18 protein-coding genes are annotated in these 20196 nt (G+C 64.5%); all 18 read left to right on the top strand.

Annotated features, from left to right (window positions below):
- Positions 1–68: 68 nt before the first annotated feature.
- The 18 genes from DJ563_RS08825 (at position 69) to DJ563_RS08740 (ending at position 20187) form a co-directional block, all read left to right on the top strand.
- Positions 69–1745 carry a DUF1302 domain-containing protein gene (locus DJ563_RS08825; RefSeq protein WP_434519709.1) on the top strand — a complete coding sequence of 559 codons (1677 nt, stop codon included), beginning with the start codon at positions 69–71 and terminating at the stop codon, positions 1743–1745.
- Positions 1746–1932: 187 nt separating this feature from the next.
- On the top strand, positions 1933–3144 hold the full coding sequence (locus tag DJ563_RS08820) for a thiolase family protein (RefSeq protein WP_274098269.1): 1212 nt from the start codon (positions 1933–1935) through the stop codon (positions 3142–3144).
- A gap of 5 nt (positions 3145–3149) precedes the next feature.
- Entirely contained in the window at positions 3150–4097 is a 948-nt protein-coding gene (locus tag DJ563_RS08815) for an OB-fold domain-containing protein (protein WP_274098268.1), read from the top strand.
- 167 nt (positions 4098–4264) lie between these two features.
- Positions 4265–5170 (top strand): VOC family protein, encoded by a 906-nt coding sequence (locus tag DJ563_RS08810; protein ID WP_274098267.1) that lies wholly within the window; start codon positions 4265–4267, stop codon positions 5168–5170.
- Positions 5167–6042: a CoA transferase subunit A gene (locus DJ563_RS08805; RefSeq protein ID WP_274098266.1), complete on the top strand. Its 876-nt coding sequence runs from the start codon at positions 5167–5169 to the stop codon at positions 6040–6042. Before DJ563_RS08810 ends, DJ563_RS08805 begins: the two co-directional genes overlap by 4 nt.
- Before the next feature lie 11 nt (positions 6043–6053).
- Positions 6054–6851, top strand: a complete 798-nt coding sequence (locus tag DJ563_RS08800) for a CoA-transferase subunit beta (protein ID WP_434519308.1) — start codon at positions 6054–6056, stop codon at positions 6849–6851.
- A 15-nt stretch (positions 6852–6866) separates the two neighbouring features.
- The gene (locus tag DJ563_RS08795; RefSeq protein ID WP_274098264.1) at positions 6867–7778 is read left to right on the top strand and encodes an enoyl-CoA hydratase; all 912 of its coding nucleotides are present in this window, start codon (positions 6867–6869) and stop codon (positions 7776–7778) included.
- Positions 7775–8884: an NAD(P)H-dependent flavin oxidoreductase gene (locus DJ563_RS08790; protein WP_274098263.1), complete on the top strand. Its 1110-nt coding sequence runs from the start codon at positions 7775–7777 to the stop codon at positions 8882–8884. The genes DJ563_RS08795 and DJ563_RS08790 overlap by 4 nt, the downstream gene beginning before the upstream one ends.
- Before the next feature lie 18 nt (positions 8885–8902).
- The gene (locus DJ563_RS08785; protein WP_274098262.1) at positions 8903–9655 is read left to right on the top strand and encodes an enoyl-CoA hydratase family protein; all 753 of its coding nucleotides are present in this window, start codon (positions 8903–8905) and stop codon (positions 9653–9655) included.
- Positions 9656–9664: 9 nt separating this feature from the next.
- On the top strand, positions 9665–10825 hold the full coding sequence (locus DJ563_RS08780) for an acyl-CoA dehydrogenase family protein (protein ID WP_186664308.1): 1161 nt from the start codon (positions 9665–9667) through the stop codon (positions 10823–10825).
- 9 nt (positions 10826–10834) lie between these two features.
- A complete protein-coding gene (locus DJ563_RS08775; RefSeq protein WP_274098261.1) occupies positions 10835–11893 on the top strand; it encodes an acyl-CoA dehydrogenase family protein in 1059 nt (352 codons plus the stop codon).
- A 3-nt stretch (positions 11894–11896) separates the two neighbouring features.
- The gene (locus DJ563_RS08770; RefSeq protein ID WP_434519307.1) at positions 11897–13048 is read left to right on the top strand and encodes an acetyl-CoA C-acetyltransferase; all 1152 of its coding nucleotides are present in this window, start codon (positions 11897–11899) and stop codon (positions 13046–13048) included.
- Between the two features lie 32 nt (positions 13049–13080).
- On the top strand, positions 13081–13959 hold the full coding sequence (locus DJ563_RS08765; protein WP_434519306.1) for an SDR family oxidoreductase: 879 nt from the start codon (positions 13081–13083) through the stop codon (positions 13957–13959).
- Between the two features lie 160 nt (positions 13960–14119).
- The gene (locus DJ563_RS08760) at positions 14120–14905 is read left to right on the top strand and encodes an SDR family oxidoreductase (RefSeq protein WP_434519305.1); all 786 of its coding nucleotides are present in this window, start codon (positions 14120–14122) and stop codon (positions 14903–14905) included.
- Positions 14906–14914: 9 nt separating this feature from the next.
- A complete protein-coding gene (locus DJ563_RS08755) occupies positions 14915–15385 on the top strand; it encodes a MaoC family dehydratase (protein WP_434519304.1) in 471 nt (156 codons plus the stop codon).
- Between the two features lie 8 nt (positions 15386–15393).
- Positions 15394–16602, top strand: coding sequence for an acetyl-CoA C-acyltransferase (locus DJ563_RS08750; protein WP_434519303.1), 1209 nt, complete (start codon positions 15394–15396; stop codon positions 16600–16602).
- Positions 16603–16811: 209 nt separating this feature from the next.
- Positions 16812–17810: a WD40/YVTN/BNR-like repeat-containing protein gene (locus tag DJ563_RS08745; protein ID WP_258713733.1), complete on the top strand. Its 999-nt coding sequence runs from the start codon at positions 16812–16814 to the stop codon at positions 17808–17810.
- On the top strand, positions 17797–20187 hold the full coding sequence (locus tag DJ563_RS08740) for an efflux RND transporter permease subunit (RefSeq protein ID WP_434519302.1): 2391 nt from the start codon (positions 17797–17799) through the stop codon (positions 20185–20187). Before DJ563_RS08745 ends, DJ563_RS08740 begins: the two co-directional genes overlap by 14 nt.
- Positions 20188–20196 lie beyond the last annotated feature (9 nt).

The raw sequence follows: 20196 nt of genomic DNA, 5'->3' as shown, positions 1-20196 counted from the left end.
CGGGTGAACGAGACGTGGTGTTGTTGCACTCAAGCGCGGCCAATGGGCCGTAAAACGGGAGAGGCATGGTGACGAATAAAAACAACAAGAAAGGTGCTGGCCCACGCGTTCCGGGCGTCGCGTTGTCGGGGCTGGTGGTGGCCATGGGGCTGGTGGCGACGCCAACCTGGGCGGGCGAAACCATCGAGTTCGACAACGGTGCGACGCTGGACTGGACCGTGACCACCAGCTATGGCCTGGGGGTGCGTCTGGCCAGCCCGGACAAGGACCTGTTGACGCTGAACGCCGACGACGGCGACCGCAACTTCGACAAGGGCAGCCTGGTCACCAACCGCATTGGCGCCCTGGCCGAGATGATCCTGCGCAAGGACAACTACGGTGCGGTGCTGCGCGCCAGTACCTTCTATGACGATGTGTACCACCGCAGCAACGACAACGATTCGCCGGGCACGGTGAACAAGGACGGTGACTTCAACGAGTTCACCAGCGACACCAAGTATTACAGCGGCGGGCGTAGCAAATTCCTCGATGCCTATGTGTTCGGTGGCTGGCGTTTCGCCAATGACTCGATGCTCGATGTGAAGGCGGGCCGGCATGTCGAGTCCTGGGGCGAAAGCTTGTTCTACCCAGGGGTGAGCGGTGTGCAGAGCCCGTCCGATGCGGTCAAGGCGGCGCAACCGGGCGTCGAAGTCAAGGAAGTGCTGTTGCCGGTCGGGCAGGTCTCGGCCTCTTATCGCCTCAACCCGCAACTGAGCTTTGGTGCCTATGTGCAGTACGAGTGGCTGGGCACAGAGCTGCCACCGGTGGGCAGCTACCTGTCCACCAGCGATGTGGTCGGGCCGGGGCGCGAGTTTATCCTGGGGGCCGATGGCTCGCGGATCAACTACCGGGGTACCGATGAGCCGCGTGACAGCGGGCAGTGGGGCGTGCAGGTGCGGTTTCGCCCCGTGCAGGCATTGGAGCTGTCGCTGTTCCATGTCAACTACCACGACAAGAACCCAGCGACTGCCTTGGTGGGCTATCGCGTCAACCCGGCCGGGCCTGGCGTGTTCTTCGGTAGCCCGGACGGGTATCGGATCACCTATTTCGAGGACATCAAGCTGACCGGTGTCAGTGCGTCGACCAAGATCGGCGAGACCCAGGTGGGGGCCGAGTGGTCGTACCGCGACGGTGCGCCGGTGATGGTCAACACTGGGCTGGGGCCTACCCCGGCACGTGGCAAGGGCCAGCAGATGCAGCTTTCGGCCATCCGCATCCTCGGCGACCGGCCGTGGGCCAGCCAGACGTCGCTCACTGCCGAGATCGTCCATGTACGGGTCGACAGCGTCGATGAGGCGTCTGCGGCGCCGAACCTGCTGGGCTTGGGCAACAGCTTGATCCCCTCCATGCGCCCGTTGGTGCAGCCGTCGGACGACTACACCTACAAGACTGCATCGGGCTGGCGTAGCAAGACGGCCAGCGCTTATACCGTGGGTGCATCGTTCAGTTACCCGGGCGTGTTCGAAGGGTGGGACCTGGAGGTGCCGGTGAACTTCTCCAACGTGTTCAGTGGCGCCACGCCGATGGCAGGCACCATTTCTGGGCTGCAGGGGGATCGTCGGTTGAGTGTGGGGACGACCTTCAAGTACCTGGGCAACCTGGAAGTCGCGCTGCGTGTGACCAGCTACCTGGGGGATGCCGACCCGGTCAAGCGCTTACTGGCGGACCGTGATTATGGGTCGTTTTCGGTGAAGTACAGCTTCTGAGGTGCTTGGCTTTGGGGGGGCGGCGCTCGATCTCACAGGCGCTGAAAATGCATTGCGATCCCCTGTTAGCCCCCCCACCATCTCCAACCTCCCCCTAATCAAAACGGACGATTACCCGCTCCCCCCAACTGTGTCATCGTCACCCCACAACAAAAACCTGATTCACAAGCCTTCGAGCGAGGGATACATGGGTCTGAAAGGTCATGCGGCGATTGTAGGCGCCGCCCAGTACAAACCAGAAAAATACGCCACCGCGCCGAGAATGTTCCACCTCGAGCAAGTCGCCGATCTTGCCGCGCAAGCGTTGCAAGACGCGGGCCTTCGCGCCGAAGACCTCGACGGCCTGGTGATCAATGGCCCGCATTTCCACGAGGCGTCGGTATTCGTGCCGGCCATGGCCGCCGAGTACCTGGGCCTGAGCGTGAACTTCGCCGAAGTGGTCGACCTCGGCGGTTGCACCTCCGTGGGCATGGTATGGCGCGCCGCTGCCGCCATCGAGCTTGGCTTATGCCAGGCGGTACTGTGCGTACTGCCCGCACGGCTGGCGCCGATGGGGCCGGACGAAGACCCCGGCGCCATGGCCCGCGCCATGCGCTACGGCGGGCACAGCACGGCGTTTGGCGCCCCCGAGGCGGAATTCGACCTGCCCTACGGCCACATGGGCCAGAACACCGGCTATGCGATGATCGCCCAGCGCTACGCCGCGCAGTACGGCTATGACCCGCAGGCGCTGGCCAAGATCGCGGTCGACCAACGCACCAATGCCCTGGCCAACCCCCAGGCGATGTTCCACGGCCAGCCCTTGAGCATCGAACAGGTGCTGGCCAGCAAGCGCGTGGCCGACCCGCTGCACATTCTGGAAATCGTCATGCCGGTGGCCGGTGGCGCAGCGCTGATCGTCGCCTCCAAGGAAGTGGCCGCCAGGGCGCGCAAACGGCCGGCGTTCATTACCGGTTTTGGTGAACACCTGGCGTTCAAGTCGCCTTCCTATGCCAAGGACATGCTCGACACCCCGATTGGCCCCGCGTCACGTCGGGCGTTCGACATGGCCGGGCTCAAGCCTGGCGATGTGCATGCCGCGCAAATCTACGACTGCTACACCATCACCGCCTTGCTGACCCTGGAAGATGCCGGGTTCTGTGCCAAGGGCGAGGGCATGCGCTTTGTCCGTGAACATGACCTCACCTGGCGCGGCGACTTCCCGATGAACACCCACGGTGGCCAGCTCAGCTTCGGCCAGGCGGGTGCAGCGGGGGGCATGTCGCAGGTGATCGAGGCGCTGACGCAGATCAGTGGCGAGGCCGGCGAGCGGCAGCTCAAGCGCTGCGACAGCGTGTATGTCTCCGGTACCGGTGGGGTGATGAGCGAGCAGGCCGCGTTGATTCTTCAGGGAGCATGACCAGCATGTCGAACAATAAGCCAATGCCGGTGCCAACCGAGATTTCCGCACCGTTCTGGGAGGGCCTGAAGGCACAGCGGCTGTTGATCCAGCAGTGCACTGCCTGCGACCACTGGGTGTTCTACCCACGCCGTCATTGCCCACGCTGCCTGGCCCATGCCCTGAGCTGGCGTGAGGTCAGCGGTGGCGCCAGCCTGTACAGCTTTACCGTGGCGCGGATTGCCACCTTGCCGGACTTCGTCGATGAGATGCCGCAGATGCTGGCGGTGGTCGAGCTGGATGAAGGGGTGCGGATCAACACCACGCTGGTGGGGCTGGACGAGCAGGCGATCAAGGTCGGCATGCGCCTCAAGCCCGTGTTTGCCGAAGTCGATGCCCAAGGCTCGCGCTTGCTGCGTTTCACCGGCCTGGGCAACGACCCATTGCCGCTGCAACGTTGGGCAGGCGCCCAGCAGGTGCACGCCGAAGCCACCCCCGAAGCGCCCCCCGTGCGCAAAGTGGCCATGGACGATGAGCCGGCACTGCAAAGCCTGGTCAGCGAAACCTTCACCGGCTGGAGCAACGAGATCGTTGTCGACCAGGCGTTGATCGACGCGTTCGCCAGCCTCTCGGGTGATGACTACTGGATTCACACCGACCCGCAGCGCGCCCGCAAGGAGAGCCCGTTTGGCGGCACCATTGCCCACGGTGCGCTGGTGCAGGTGTTGCAGTCCCGGCTGAAATTGCCGTTGGGCTTCGAGATCACCGGCTTCAGCACCCTGGTCAACTACGGCTCCGACCGCCTGCGTTTCCCGGCACCGGTACCGGCAGGCTCGCGGATACACGCGCGGGCCAGGGTCAAGCAGGTGGCGCAGGGCAAGCGTGGCATGCAACTGACCCTGGAGGTGAACACCCATGTTGTCGGCAGCGAGCGCCCTTCGGTCATCAATGACCTGGTGATCCTGTACTTGTAATCGCCGGCAATGACGGCACGGGGGCGCGCTGCGCCCCTTTTGCTTTTGCCCGCTGCCGGTTTGTTTTCCCACTCCGATCAGTTGCTTAGTCTCAACGGACGATGAGGCAATGGCTTGCCCTCAGCACAATGGACTTCATCAAAGGTCCAGTCGTTGGGGAGCAAGGCATGATGGATATCCGAGGTCTGAGCTACTTCGTCGCTCAAATCGAAAACCTCAGTCAATGGCAACGTTATGCCGAAGACGTGCTGGGCATGATGGTCACGCCAGCACCCGGCGGCGGTCTGTACGTGAAAATGGACGAGCGGCCCTTTCGCATGTTGATCGTCGAAGGCGCCGAGGCGGGCTACCTGGCCTCCGGTTGGGAGCTGGCCAGCGAACGCGCGTTCAACGCTGCGCTTCGCTCGCTGGACGAGGCAGGCGTGCGCTGGGAAGCCGGCAGCGCCGCCGAGCTTGAGCAGCGTGGCGTGCAAGCCCTGGCGTGCGTGGTCGACCCGTCCGGTAACCGCCACGAACTGAGCTGGGGCCACCGCTCCGATTGCCTGCCGTTCGTTTCGCCACAAGGAGTGCCGTGCTTTCTCACCGGCAACATGGGCCTGGGCCACACCGTGCTGCCTGCCCCGGACTTCGACGCCACCGTGGCCTTTGCCAAGGACGTGCTCGGCTTCGAGCTGTCGGACATCTTCAACTTCCGTCCGGACCCGGCGGCAGCACCCATCCGCATCCACTTCCTGCACTGCCAGAACAGCCGCCATCACTCCTTGGCACTGGCCGAGTTCGCCGTGCCTTCGGGGTGTGTGCACGTGATGGTGGAAGTCGACTCGATGACCGAGGTCGGCCGCGCCCATGACCGGCGCCAGGCCCACCAGGTGCCATTGTCGGCCACCCTCGGCCAGCACCTGAATGACCGCATGACCTCGTTCTACATGAAAACCCCGTCCGGCTTCGACCTGGAGTACGGCTACGGCGGCCTGCAAGTGGACTGGGCCGAGCACTCGGCCTTCGAATTCACCCGCGTGAGCGTGTGGGGGCACGATTTTTCGGTCGGCCAACAGCAAGGAGATACGCAATGAACAAGCAAATGACAGCGGCCGATGCGGTGGCTCAACTGCGCGATGGCATGACGATCGGTTTCGGCGGCTGGGGCCCGCGGCGCAAGCCCATGGCCATTGTGCGCGAGATCCTGCGCTCTGCGGTCAAGGACCTGACCGTGGTGGCTTACGGTGGCCCCGAGGTGGGCATGCTGTGCGCGGCAGGCAAGGTCAAGAAGCTGGTGTTCGGCTTTGCCACGCTCGATGCCATCCCGCTGGAGCCTTACTACCGCAAGGCGCGTGAAGCTGGCGGGCTGGAGCTGCTGGAGGTCGATGAGGGCATGTTCCAGTGGGGCCTGCGTGCCGCAGCCATGCGCCTGCCGTTCCTGCCCACACGCTGCGGCCTGGCCACGGACGTGACAACGCACAACCCTGCACTGAAAACCATTCAGTCACCCTATGCCGACGGTGAAGTGCTGCTGGCCATGCCGGCGCTGAACCTGGATGTGGCCTTTGTCCACGTCAATGTCGCCGACCGCTTGGGCAACACCCTCCTGACCGGCCCGGACCCGTACTTCGATCACCTGTTTGCCCGTGCCGCGCAACAGTGCTTCGTGTCCTGCGAACAGCTGCACGAGCGCCTGGAGCTGACAGCCGAACAAGCACGCGGCAACACCTTCGAGCGTTACCTGGTCAGCGGTGTGATTCACGCGCCGTTCGGCGCCCACCCGACCTGCTGCCAGCCCGAGTACGGCTGGGACCTCAACCACCTCAAGCAGTATGCAGCCAGTGCCGCAGAGGCGGGGGGCTGGCAGGCCTATGTCGACGCGTTCGTGGTTCCGGGCGAGTCGGCTTATCACGACAAGAATGGCGGTGCCGCACGCATGGGCGCCTTGCCCCTGCCGGTGTTCTGAGGAGTATGAACATGAAGAACCCCTGTGATTTCACCCTCGCCGAACTGTTGATCGTCGCCGCCAGCGAGGCCTGGCGCGACAACGGCGAATGGTTGGCCTCGGGCCTGGGCGTGGTGCCGCGCCTGGGCGCGAGCCTGGCCAAGCTCAGCCACAGCCCGCAACTGCTGATGACCGACAGTGAGGCCTTCCTGGTGGAAGAGCCGATCCCGCTGGGGCCGCGCGGTGACTACGTGCCGAAGTACTCCGGCTACCTGAGTTTCGAGCGCGTGTTCGAGTGCGTCTGGGGCGGGCGCCGCCACGCCATGATCGGCCCGACCCAGATCGACCGGTGGGGCCAGAGCAACTTGTCCTGCGTGGGCGACTATCACCAGCCCAAGGCGGCCATGCTCGGCGTGCGTGGCCTGCCTGGCAACAGCATCAACCACATCAACTCGTTCTTCGTGCCTAACCATAACACCCGCGTATTCGTCAGCGGCGAGGTGGACATGGTGTCTGGCGTCGGCTTCAAGGCCGAGCGCTGGCCGCAGGGCGTGCGCCGTGACCTGATGGATATCCGCCGCATCGTCACCGACCTGTGCGTGATGGACTTCGAAGGGCCGGAACGCGCGGTGCAGGTGCGCACCTTGCACCCTGGGGTGAGCTTTGAAGAGGTGCAGGAAAAGACCGGTTTCCCGCTGCTCAAGTCGCCAGCGCTGATGGAAACCGCACCACCGACGCCTGAGCAACTGGCCCTGATCCGTCGGCTTGACCCCCACGATTACCGCAGCGCGGCGATCAAGGGCAATCCGCCTGGCATCCGTCAGGTGTAGGGGAGGGAGGTGAGCATGAGCAGCCCTGACAGTGAATTCGTCCAGCGTGAAGACCACGCGGTCTATGAAACGCAAGAACCGGTGCTGTACAGCGTGGCCGACGGCATTGCCACGCTGACCCTGAACCGGCCAGCCTTCAATAACGCGCAAAACTCGCAGATGACCTACGCGCTGGATGCGGCGCTGCGCCAGGCCGTCGACGATGACGGCGTCAAGGTCATCGTGCTGCGCGGGTCGGGCAAGCACTTTTCCGCGGGCCATGACATCGGTACGCCCGGGCGTGATATCAACCGACCGTTCGAGCGCGCCCACCTGTGGTGGGACCACACCAACAAGCCGGGCGGCGAGCAGCTGTATGCACGTGAGCAGGAGGTGTACCTGGGCATGTGCCGCCGCTGGCGCGAACTGCCCAAACCGACCATCGCGATGGTGCACGGCGCCTGCGTGGCGGGCGGGCTGATGCTGGCCTGGGTGTGCGATTTGATCGTCGCCAGCGACGATGCCTTCTTCCAGGACCCGGTGGTGCGCATGGGCATCCCGGGGGTCGAGTATTTCGCCCACCCCTATGAGCTAAACCCGCGCATCGCCAAGGAGTTTCTGTTTACCGGCGACCGCATGGGCGCCGAGCGCGCCTACCAGATGGGCATGGTCAACCGGGTGCTGCCGCGCGCAGAGCTGGAGCAGGGCACCTACGCGCTGGCGGCAAACATTGCCCGTCAGCCGCGCATGGGGCTGGCCTTGACCAAGCAGGCGATCAACCACGTCGAAGACCTGCAGGGCAAGCGTACGGCGATGGATGCCGCGTTTGCCTGGCACCACTTTGCCCATGCCCACAATGAACTGCTCAGTGGCGACAAGCTGGGCGGCTTCGATGCCAAGGCCATGGCCCAGGCCAACAAGCAGGCTGCCAGTGGAGAGCAGGCATGAGCCGCTGGATGAACACGCCACTGACCGACGCGTTGGGCTGTCGTTACCCGATTGTGCAAACCGCCATGGGCTGGGTGGCCGATGCCAACCTGGTGATTGCCACGACCAAGGCCGGCGGCTTTGGTTTTCTGGCCGGGGCCACCATCGCCGCGCACGCCCTGGAGGGCGAGATCAACAAGGTGATTGCCGCCACCGGTAGTCGCAACTTTGGCCTGAACTTCCACATGTTCCAGGAAAACGCCGCGCAGTGCGTCGACCTGGCCATCCGCCACCGCCTGCGTGCCGTGAGCTATGGCCGTGGGCCAGACCAGCAGACCATCGCCCGCTTCAAGGCTGCCGGCGTGCTGTGCATCCCCACCGTGGGGGCACTCAAGCACGCGATCAAGGCTGTGGCGCTGGGCGCAGACATGGTCACCATCCAGGGCGGCGAGGGCGGCGGCCACACCGGGGGCGTGCCCAGTTCGATCCTGCTGCCGCAGGTATTGAACGCCGTGACGGTGCCGGTCATCGCCGCCGGGGGCTATTCCACCGGCCGTGGCCTGGCCGGTGCCCTGGCGGCAGGCGCCGTGGGCATTGCCATGGGCACGCGGTTCTTGATGAGCCGAGACTCACCGACGCCCTCGACCACCCTGGTGCACTACCTCAACGTCAACGACCCGCAGCGGGTGCGGGTGACCACCGCCGTCGATGGCATGCGCCACCGCATGATCGACAACCCGTACATCAACCGACTGGAACAGGCCGGGCCGCTTGGGCGCTTGGGCATTGCCCTGCGCAGTGCCTGGAAGTGGAAGCAACACACCGGCATGAGCCTGGCGCACCTGGTTGCGGTGCTGCGCCAGGCACTGGCAGAGGACCCTGGCGCGGTCTCGCAGGCGGTGATGGCGGCGAACCAGCCGGTGCTGCTGCAGCGCTCGATGATCGATGGCGTGCCGGACGAGGGCATTTTGCCCAGTGGCCAGGTGGCGGCGGCGATTGGCGAACTGAAAAGCTGCCAGCAGTTGATCGACGAGATCGTCCAGGAAGCCGAGCAGTGCCTGGAGGCGTTGCTGGCCCGCCATCGCGACCAGGACCTGCCTGAGCCGTTAATTGAATTGCCCCGCTGAGCCTTGGAGAGAACCATCGTGAATCAAGCATTTACTACACAAATCGAGGCGGGCATTGCTGAGCTGGTGCTCGCCAAACCGCCGGTCAACGCCCTCGACAGCCAGGAGTGGTTTGACCTGGCGCAGCACGTCGAGGCACTGGGCAACGACCCGCAGGTGCGGGTGATCGTCATCCGTGCCGAGGGCCGCGGCTTTTGCGCAGGCGTCGACATCAAGGAGCTGGATGCCCACCCCGAGCGGATCGTGGCGGTGAACGCCGGTAACTACGCCGCGTTCAAGGCGGTGCATCGCACGCCGGTGCCGGTCATCGTCGCCGTGCATGGTTTTGTGCTGGGTGGCGGCATTGGCATCACCGGGGCGGCCGATATTGTCGTCGCCTCCGAGTGCGCCAGCTTTGCCTTGCCTGAAGTGGACCGCGGCGCCATGGGCGGCGGTGCGCACCTGCAGCGGTTGTTCCCGGTGCAGAAGGTGCGCTACCTGTTTTTCACCGGCGACAAGATCAGCGCGGGCGAGGCGGCGCAGTACGGCTTTATCGAGCGTGTGGTGCCGCGCGAGCAACTGCGCGAAACCGCCCTGGAAATCGCCGCCAAGATAGCCGCCAAGAGCCCGGCGATGATCCGTATTGCCAAGGAAGCCCTCAACGGCATCGAAGACGGCAACCTGGAAGACAAGTACCGCTGGGAGCAGGGCTTCACCCTTCAGGCCTACACCAGCCCGGATTCCGCCGAAACCCGCCGCGCCTTCGTCGAAAAACGCGACGCGAAGTTCTGAGAGAGCGCCATGGAACTAGCCTATACCGCAAAGCAGAAGGCCTTCCGCCAGGAAGTCCGTGAATGGCTGGCCGCAAACCTGCCGACCAGCCCCCTGGGCAGCTACGACACCCGTGAGGGCTTCGAGCAGCACCGCGCCTGGGAGGCCAAGCTGTTCGAGCATCGCCTGTCGATGGTCATGTGGCCCAAGCACTTGGGCGGGCGGGGATGTGACCTGATCGAGTGGCTGATTTTCGAGGAAGAGTACTACGGCGCCGATGCGCCGATGCGCGTCAACCAGAACGGCCAGTTGATGCTCGGCCCGACCCTGATGGAGTTTGGCACCGAGGCGCAGAAGCAACGGTTCTTGCCGCGCATGGCCTCCAGCGTCGACATGTGGGCGCAGGGCTGGTCAGAGCCCAATGCCGGCTCGGACATGGCGGCGATTACCAGCAAGGCCATTCGCGACGGTGACCACTACGTGCTCAATGGGCAGAAGACCTGGTCCAGCCGGGCGCTGTTCGCCGACTGGCTGTTTGGCCTGTTCCGCAGCGATCCGCACTCCAGCCGGCACCATGGCCTGTCGTTCATCACCGTACCGCTCGACTCACCGGGCGTGACCATTCGCCCGATCAAGGCCCTCAACGGCAAGAACACCTTCGCCGAAGTGTTCTTCGACGACGTGCGGGTGCCGGTGGAAAACTGCATCGGTGAAGAAGGCCAGGGCTGGCAGGTGGCAATGGCCACCGCCGGCTTCGAGCGTGGCTTGCTGTTGCGCTCGCCGGCGCGGTTCCAGGCCACGGCGCGCAAGTTGGTGCAGCTGTACCACGCTAACCGGGAAAGCGCAGACCGTGACCCGAGCATCCGCGAGGCGGTGGTCGAGGCTTGGCTGGGCGCCGAAGGCTATGCGTTGTCCTCTTACCACACGGTGGGCCGCTTGAGCCGTGGCGCGCAGATCGGTGCCGAATCGAGCATCAACAAGATCGTCTGGTCCGAACTCGACCTGAAGATGCATGACACCGCCATGCGCATCCTCGGCGCCCACGGCGAGTTGTTGAGCAGCGCCCCGCAAGCGGTCGCGGGAGCCTGGCTCGAAGGCTTCCTGTTTGCCCAGGCCGGGCCGATCTATGCCGGTACCAACGAAATCCAGCGCAACATCATCGCCGAGCGGATGCTCGGCCTGCCGAAATAGGAGCCGGCCATGGACTTTACCTTTACCGATGATCAGCTCACGTTTCGTGAGGCCATCAGCCGTTTTCTGATGACCGAAGCCGCGCCGGAGATGCTCCGCGAAATCTGGGAAACCGACGTGGGCCGTTCTGCCGACCTGCGCGGCAAGATCGCCGAACAGGGCTTGACCGCCTTGTCGGTGCCCGAACAGTTCGGCGGCCTGGGCATGGACGATGTCGCCTGGTCGTTGATGACCCAGGAACTGGGGTATTACGCCATCCCCGATTCACTGGCCGATACCGCCTATGTGGTCACCGGCCTGCTCAACGGCCTGCCCGCCGAGCACCCAGTGAAAGCCAGCCTGTTGCCGCGCATCGCCGAGGGCAGTGTGCGGATGGCCATCGGGCACCCGATCAACCCCTTGGTGCCCGATGCGCCCGTGGCCGAGTGGCTGATACTTGCCCACGGCGATGAGGTGCATGCGGTGCCGCGTGCGCAGGTCGATGTGCAAGCCAACGCCAGCATCGATGCCTCGCGCCGGCTCGGAAAGGTCAGCTGGCAGCCAAGCCCCGATACGCTGTTGATCGGGGGGGAGCAAGGCCGCGCGTTGTGGGCCGAAACCTTGAACCGCGGCGCTTTGTCGGTTGCCGGCCAGTTGCTTGGCCTGGCCCAGCGCATCCTTGACTTGTCGGTGGACTACGTGGCCCAGCGCAAGCAGTTCGGCAAGCCGATCGGCAGCTTCCAGGCGGTCAAGCATCACCTGGCCGATATCGCCAGCAAGATCGAGTTCGCCAAGCCCGCGCTTTATCGCGCCGCCTACGCATTGGCCCACGGCGAGCGGGGCGCCGATGTATATGTCTCGCAAGCCAAGCTGGCCTGTTGTGATGCCAGTTGGCTGGCGGCGCGCCATGGCATCCAGGTGCATGGCGCGATGGGTTACACCTGGGAAGTGGACCTGCAGATGTTCATGAAGCGTGTCTGGTCGCTTGACCCGTCATGGGGTGACCGCGCCACCCACAAGGCCCGCGTAGCCGCCTATGTACTCAGCGATCAGGCCCGGCTTGGGCCGGGCGCCACCTTCGAGGAATGAACCATGCCCCAAGCCTATATTGTCGATGCCCTACGCAGCCCGACCGGCAAGCGCAAGGGCAGCCTCGCCGATGTGCATGCCATCGACCTGGGCGCCCATGTGCTGCAGGCTTTGGTCGAGCGCAATGCGATACCGGCCGAGGAGTATGACGATGTGATCTTCGGCTGCGTCGATGCCATCGGCTCGCAAGCCGGTGACATCGCCCGCACCAGTTGGCTGGCCGCCGGCCTGCCGCTGAATGTGCCGGGTACCACGGTCGACCGCCAGTGTGGTTCGTCTCAGCAGGCGCTGCACTTTGCCGCCCAGGCAGTGATGAGTGGCACCCAGGATGTGGTGGCGGTGGGTGGGGTGCAGACCATGACCCAGATCCCGATTTCGTCGGCCATGCTGGCCGGCCAACCCTTGGGTTTCAGTGACCCGTTTTCGGGCAGCAAGGGCTGGCAGGCGCGTTTCGGCAGCCAGCCGGTCAACCAGTTCTACGCCGCGCAACGGATTGCCGATCACTGGCAGCTCAGCCGCACCGACATGGAAGTGTTCGCCCTGGAAAGCCACCGGCGTGCGCTGGCAGCAGCCGATGCCGGCTATTTCACCCGCGAGATCGTGGCTTGCCAAGGCCTGGCACACGATGAAACCCCACGTGTCAGCAGCCTGGAAAAGATGGCCAGCCTGGAGCCGGTAAGCACGGAGTACCCCTCGATCACGGCGGCCGTGTCCAGCCAGACCTGCGACGCCTCGGCGGCCTTGCTGGTGGTGTCGGAAGCTGCGCTCAAGCGCTACAACCTGACGCCCAGGGCGCGTATTCATCACTTGTCGGTACTGGGCGACGACCCGATCTGGCACCTCACCGCGCCGATTGCCGCGACCCGTGCGGCGTTGAAGAAGGCCGGCATGCGCATGGCCGACATCGACCTGGTGGAGATCAACGAAGCGTTCGCGTCGGTGGTCATGGCCTGGGCCAAGGAGCTCGACTACGACCCGGCCCGCACCAACCTCCACGGCGGCGCCATCGCCCTTGGCCACCCGCTGGGCGCCACCGGGGCACGCTTGATGACCACCTTGCTGCATGCGCTGGAGCGCACGGGCGGGCGCTATGGCCTGCAAACCATGTGCGAAGGCGGCGGCCAGGCCAACGTCAGCATCATCGAACGGCTCTGAAGCCGCCAACACTCAGCAACAGGAGCACTCCCATGGCAATCTGTGAAGGCCGTACCGTGATTATCACCGGCGCCGGTGGCGGGCTGGGCCGCGCCTATGCGTTGGCGTTCGCCGCCGAGGGCGCCAATGTCGTGGTCAACGACATCCGCCGCGAGGCGGCCGAGGCGGTGGTGGACGAGATATACACGCGGGGCGGCCAGGCCATCGCCAACGACGACGATATCACCACCCTGAGTAGCGCGCAGCACATCGTCGACGCCGCGCTGACGGCGTTTGGCGAGGTGCATGTGCTGGTCAACAATGCCGGCATCCTGCGTGACCGCATGTTCATCAGCCTCTCGGAAGAAGACTGGGACCTGGTGATGCGCGTGCACCTCAAGGGGCATTACTGCCTGGCCAATATTCTCGGGCGGCGCTGGCGTGACCTGGCCAAGGCCGGTACACCGGTACCGGCGCGGATCATCAACACCAGCTCCGGCGCAGGCTTGCAAGGCTCGATCGGGCAGTCCAACTATGCCGCCGCCAAAGGCGGCATCGCCTCACTGACGCTGGTACAGGCCGCCGAGCTTGGGCGCTATGGCGTCACTGCCAACGCCCTGGCCCCGGCGGCGCGCACGTCGATGACTGAAAGTGCCATGCCTGACATGGTCAAAAAGCCCGACGACGACAGCTTCGATGCCTGGGCGGCCGAGAACGTCGCACCCTTGGTGGTGTGGCTGGGCAGTGCTGAATCCGGGCATGTCAGCGGTCAGCTGTTCGAGAGCCAGGGCGGGCGGATTTCCCTGGGTGATGGGTGGCGAACCGGGGTGACCCGCGACAAGGGCGCGCGCTGGCAGGTCGGCGAGGTGGGCGAAGTGGTTGCCGCCATCTTGCACGAAGCGCCCAAGGCGCAGAAGGTCTGGGGCGCCTGAAGCCCCAAAGGTGCAGGCGTGGGGCAACCCCGCGCCTGTGTGCGTCAGCCCGCTGCAAAACCCAGCCCGCAATGCCTTCCCCCGTCCGTTTTGACGATGTGCCCGATGGGCTCGGGCTTTATACCTGTCGGCAACCTGTATTCCGTCAGAGGTAGTCATCGTGAAGCAAGCCCCTCCCTATGTACCCGGCCATCAGCTGTTGGCCGGTAAATCCGTACTCATCACTGCTGCGGCAGGTGCCGGTATCGGCTATGCCGCTGCCAGGCGCTGCGCCGAAGAAGGCTGCCGGGCGTTGATGATTTCCGATGTGCACCCCCGCCGGCTGGAGCAGGCGGTCGAGCAGCTGAAAGCCGAAACCGGGCTGCAGACGGTGTATGGCCAGCTGTGCAACGTCACCGTCGAGGACGAGGTGCAAGCCCTGGTCAGTGCCGCCGAACAGGCCCTGGGCGGGGTCGATGTGCTGATCAACAACGCAGGCCTGGGTGGGCAGAAGCGCGTCACTGCCATGAGCGATGAGGAATGGCTGCGGGTGCTCGACGTGACCCTGACCGGCACCTTCCGCATGACCCGCGCGATGTTGCCGCACATGGAACGGCGCGGTACTGGCGCCATCGTCAACAACGCCTCGGTGCTCGGTTGGCGTGCACAGAAGGAGCAGGCCCATTACGCCGCCGCCAAGGCCGGGGTCATGGCGCTGACCCGCTGCAGCGCCCTGGAGGCCGCCGAGTACGGCGTGCGCATCAATGCCGTGGCACCGTCGATTGCCTTGCATGCGTTTCTGAAGAAGGCCGCCAGCGAAGCATTGCTGGCCACGCTGGCCGATCGCGAAGCCTTCGGCCGCGCCGCCGAGGTGTGGGAGGTGGCCAATGTGATGGTGTTCCTGGCCAGCGATTACGCCTCGTACATGGTCGGCGAAGTGCTGTCGGTCAGTTCACAACAGGCGTGAGGGCAAGCCATGAGCACACGATTCAGCAATGCCACGCAGCTGCTGGCGGCCCAGGGCCTGAACCTGGGCGTGACCGACTGGCTGGAGGTTACCCAGGCGCGGGTCAACCTGTTTGCCGAGGCCACCGGCGATCAGCAATGGATACACGTCGACCCCGAGCGCGCCGCCAGCGGCCCGTTCGGCGGTTGCATCGCCCACGGCTACCTGACCCTGGCCCTGGCCAACCTGTTCATGCCGCAACTGATGGCCATCGACAACCTGGCCATGGGGGTGAACTACGGCACCGACCGCGTGCGTTTCCCGGCAGTGGTGAAGGTGGGTGCGCGGGTACGCGGCCAGGGCCAGGTCGTCAGTGCCGAAAGGATCGGTACGGCAGTGCAGGTGGTGGTGCGTATCAGTATCGAGATCGAGGGCACCGAGCGCCCCGGCTGCGTGGTCGACACCATCAGCCGCTACACCTTCAACCCCACGAGTGAGTGAGCCTGAACATGAGCATGAATGACGTAGTGATCGTTGCAACTGCGCGTACCGCATTGACCAAGTCCTTCCGTGGCGCGTTCAACGACACCGAAGCGCCGGTACTGGGTGGCCATGTAGTACGTGCGGTGGTCGAGCGCGCCGGTATCGAACCGGGGGCGGTCGATGACGTGATCATGGGGGCGGCCGTGCAGCAAGGTACCCAGGGTTACAACATCGGCAGGCTGTGCGCCTACACCGGCGGCCTGCCTGACAGCGTGCCCGGCATGGCCCTGGACCGCATGTGCGCGTCTGGGCTGATGAGTATCGGCGTGGCGGCGAAGAACATCATCGCCGGTGAAATGAGCATTGTCGTGGCCGGTGGCGTCGAGTCGTTGTCGCTGACCCAGAACAAGCACAAGAACACCTATCGCAACCAGTCCGAGGCGGTGCTGGCCTGCATGCCCAGCGCCTACATCCCGATGATCGAAACCGCCGAAATCGTCGCACGCCGCTACGGCATCAGCCGCGCCGCCCAGGATGACTATGCACTGCGAAGCCAGCAGCGCACGGCTGCGGCGCAGCGTGATGGCCTGTTCGTGGATGAAATCGTGCCCCTGCAGGCGCACAAGCTGCGCTTCGACAAGGAGGGCCAGCCAAACGGCCACGAGCAGGTGCTGGCCGATCGCGACGAGTGCAACCGCCCCTCGACCCGGGCCGAAGACCTGGCGGCATTGAAGCCGGTGTGGAAGAACGGCCAGTGGGTAGCGCAAGGCGAGTTCATCACCGCCGGCAACGCCTCGCAGTTCTCCGACGGCGCTTCGGCCAGTTTGCTGATGAGCCGCGCCCAGGCCGCTGAGCATGGCCTGCAGCCTCTGGGCATCTACCGAGGTATCGCGGTGGCCGGTTGCGCCCCAGAGGAGATGGGCATCGGGCCCGTGCTGGCGGTACCCAAGTTGCTCAAGCGCTTTGGCCTGTCGGCCGCCGATATCGGCTTGTGGGAGATCAACGAAGCCTTCGCTTGCCAGGTGCTGCATTGCCGCGACGCCTTGGGGATTGACCCGCAACGCCTGAACGTCAACGGCGGCGCCATCGCCATTGGCCACCCGTTCGGCATGTCGGGTGCGCGCATGGTCGGCCATGCCCTGCTTGAAGGGCGCCGCCGAGGCGTGCGCTACGTGGTGGTGGCGATGTGCATCGGCGGCGGCATGGGGGCGGCGGGGCTGTTCGAGGTCTGCTGACCAGGCTCTGCTAACCAGGGCTTGCCTGCTTGGCGCCGGCTTAGGCCATTTGGACGATGTACCGGCAGCCAAGCAGACGGACTATCTACACACCTCAGTCACGACCCGTTGCGCGCACTGCACCTCGGGGCGCTGATTCACTATTACAAGAAGAGGGTGGGCCGTATGGATAATGTCGAGCGCCTGGATGTTGCTGCAAGGAGTCGCCCATGCGCCAGCTGATTGCCTATCTGGTGTGCATCACGGTCGCCGGGGTGGTTGCCTTGGCGTTCACGCCTCGCCAGCCCGTGAGTATCGCCGACACCCAGCTCGACACTGGCCGCATGCAGGTCAACGGGCTGCTCAACCTCGGCAAGCGCCAGGTCGCGGTCGGCGAGCGCGGCACCATTCTCATCAGCGATGACCGCGGCCACAGCTGGCAGCAGGCCACTGTTGAACCGCAGCGGCATATCTCCCTGACCGCCCTGGCAGCGCTGAACACCGAGCAACTGATCGCGGTTGGCCAGGACGGCTTGATCCTGCGCTCGCAGGACGCCGGCAGCAGCTGGCACGAGGTGCATATCGAGGCCGATGCCGGCGAGCCCTTGCTCGGTGTGTGGGCCGCTGGCGGCCAGCAGGTCTTCGCCTTCGGCAGTTATGGCAAGTTCTATCGCTCTGATGACGCGGGCCTCAGCTGGCAGGCGCTGGCGCTGCCGGTCGACCGCGCGCACCTCAATGCCATGGATGGCGGCCCGGACGGGCGGCGCATGCTGGTGGGCGAGCAGGGCCTGGTGATGCTCAGCGTCGATAACGGCCTGCACTGGCAGCAGCTGCCTGCCTTCTACAGCGGCTCACTGTTTGGCGTGGTGCGCCTGAGCGCCGAACGCTGGGTGGCCTATGGCATGCGTGGCAATGTCTTTGTCACCGACAACTTCGGCCAGTCGTGGCAGGCCCTCAAGGTGGGCAGTAACCAACCGCTGTACGGCCATGTGCTGCTGCCCGACAACGCAGGTGTGCTGATTGTCGGTGCGGGCAGCTCGATGGTACGGCTGGATGGGGAGGGCCGATTGCTCGGTATTCATCGTCAACCCGGTCTGGGGACGTTGACCTCGGCCATTGTCATGGGGGCTGACCAGGTGCTGGTGGCCGGTGAGCGTGGTGTATTCCAGGGAAACGGTAACAGCGTTGCCGCCCTTGGCAAGCGGGGGGCTGTACATGAAGCGCGCTGATTCCTGGGTTGAACGCAAGGTCGAGCGTTGCGCCGACTTGCTGCTGGCTCGCCGTAAACTGCTGTTGACCTTGTTCATGCTGCTGACCCTGGGGTTGGGCTACAGCGCCACGCACACCCAACTCGACCCTGGGTTCAACAAGCAGATCCCGGTGCGCCACGCGTACATGCTCAATTTCCTCACGTTCAGCCAGTACTTCACCGGCGCAAACCGCTTTCTGGTGAGTGTGAAGTGGAAAGGCGAAGGTGACATCTACAACCCGCAGTTTCTGGAGACGCTGCGCAAGGTCACCGATGATGTGTTCTTCATCAATGGCGTCAGCCGGGCGAGCGTGACCTCGCTGTTCACCGCCAATGTGCGTTACATCGAGATTACCGAAGAAGGCTTTTTTGGCGATGTGGTGGTGCCGCCGCGCTTCACCGGCACCCCGCAAGACCTGGCCCAGGTGCGTAGCAATGCGGCGCGTTCCGGGCAAGTGGGCCGCCTGGTGGCCAATGACCTGAAATCGGCCATGGTGCGTGCCGACCTGCAGGACATCGACCCGCAAACGGGGAAAGCGGTCAACTACGTTGAAGTGGCCGAGCGCCTGGAAGCCATTCGCGCCAAGTACGCCAGCGACCAGGTCGAGATCAACATCGTCGGTTTCGCCAAGCTGGTGGGCGATGTGGTCGAGGGGTTGATGACGGTCATCGGCTTCTTTGCCGTCGCCTTCCTGATCACCGGGGCGTTGCTGTGGCTGTACTCGCGCTCGCTGCGCCTGACCGTGGTGGCCTTGCTGGTGGCGCTGCTGCCGGTGGTGTGGCTGTTGGGCTTGCTACCGCTCATGGGCCTGGGCATTGACCCGATGTCGATCCTGGTGCCGTTTCTGATTTTCTCCATTGGCGTCTCCCATGCGGTGCAGATGACCAACGCCTGGAAGCAGGAAGTACTGGCCGGGAAGGACTCGCTGCAGGCGGCGCGGTCGGCCTTCTGCAAGATCTTCATCCCCGGTTCGCTGGCGTTGTTGATGAATGCGCTGGGTTTTGCCGTGATCATGCTGATCGATATCCCCATCGTGCATGAGCTGGGGGTGACAGCCTGTATTGGTGTGATGCTGATGATCATCACCAACAAGTTGATGCTGCCGATCATCATTTCGCACCTGCGCCTGGAGCCGGCGGTGTTGCGCAAGGGGCAGGTTCAGCAACACGGCAGGCACCCGCTGTGGTGGCGGCTGTCGGCGCTGGCCGAGCCACGCCCGGCGCTGGCGGTGCTGGTGCTCAGCGTGATGCTGCTGAGTGTTGCGGTGGTCAAGGCGCGGCAGCTGGAGGTGGGCGACATCGGCGCCGGGGCGCCGGAACTGCGTGCCGAATCGCGCTACAACCAGGACAACGCGAACATCATCAGCAGTTACTCCATCGGTCTGGATGTATTGGCCGTGTTCGTTCAGGCCCAAGGTGTGGAAGAGGCCTGCCTGTCGCCGACGGTGATGCGCGCGGTCGAAGCGTTCGACTTCCAGATGCGCAGCGTCACCGGGGTGCAGTCGGTGCAGAGCGTGGCAGGGTTTGGCAAGACCGTGATTGCCGGCAACAACGAAGGCAACCCGCGCTGGGCGGCCATTCCGGGCTCGGCCCGTGGCCTTAGCCAAGGTGCGCGGGCTTATGTACCCGAAGACGGCTTGGTGACCGATGGCTGCCAGCACATGCAGATTCTGGTGTTTCTCACCGACCACGATGGCGCCACCGTGGCCCATGTGGTCAAGGAGGCCCAGCGCATCATTGCGCAGGTGCAGGTGCCGCAGATCACGTTCCTGCTGGGCGGGGGCAACGTCGGCGTCATGGCGGCGTCCAACGATGCCGTCAAACATGCCGAAGTGGTGATGCTGGTGGCGCTGTTCGGCTCGGTCTGGCTGTTCTGCTGGCTGACCTTCGGCTCACTGCGGGCGGTGCTGTGCATTCTGGTGCCGCTGGCGATCGTGGCAGTGCTGTGCAATGCGTTGATGGCCATGCTCGGTATCGGCCTGAAGGTGGCGACGTTGCCAGTGATGGCGCTGGGGGTCGGGGTTGGGGTGGACTATGGCATCTACCTTTATGAGCGCATTCAGCACGAAATGGCTGCCGGTGCCGACCTGCGCCAGGCGTTTTACCAAGCCATGTGCCAACGCGGCACAGCGGCGGTGTTCACGGCCCTGACCATGGCCATCGGCGTGTGCACCTGGGCGTTCGCACCGCTGAAGTTTCAGGCCGATATGGGGGTCTTGCTTTCATTCATGTTCTTGGTCAATGTGCTGGGGGCGATTTTCCTGCTGCCGGCATTGGCCGCCTGGTTCAATCAGGGTAAACCCCTCGTGCTGGCCAAGCCTGGCCGCACACCGCATGCGCAAGTGTTCGAATCATAACAATAAAAA

It is taken from the genome of Pseudomonas sp. NFX1, from assembly GCF_051123555.1.
Classification (GTDB): domain Bacteria; phylum Pseudomonadota; class Gammaproteobacteria; order Pseudomonadales; family Pseudomonadaceae; genus Aquipseudomonas; species Aquipseudomonas capeferrum.
Note: the sequence above shows the minus strand (reverse complement) of the source record. Positions and strands in the feature narration are given on the sequence as shown.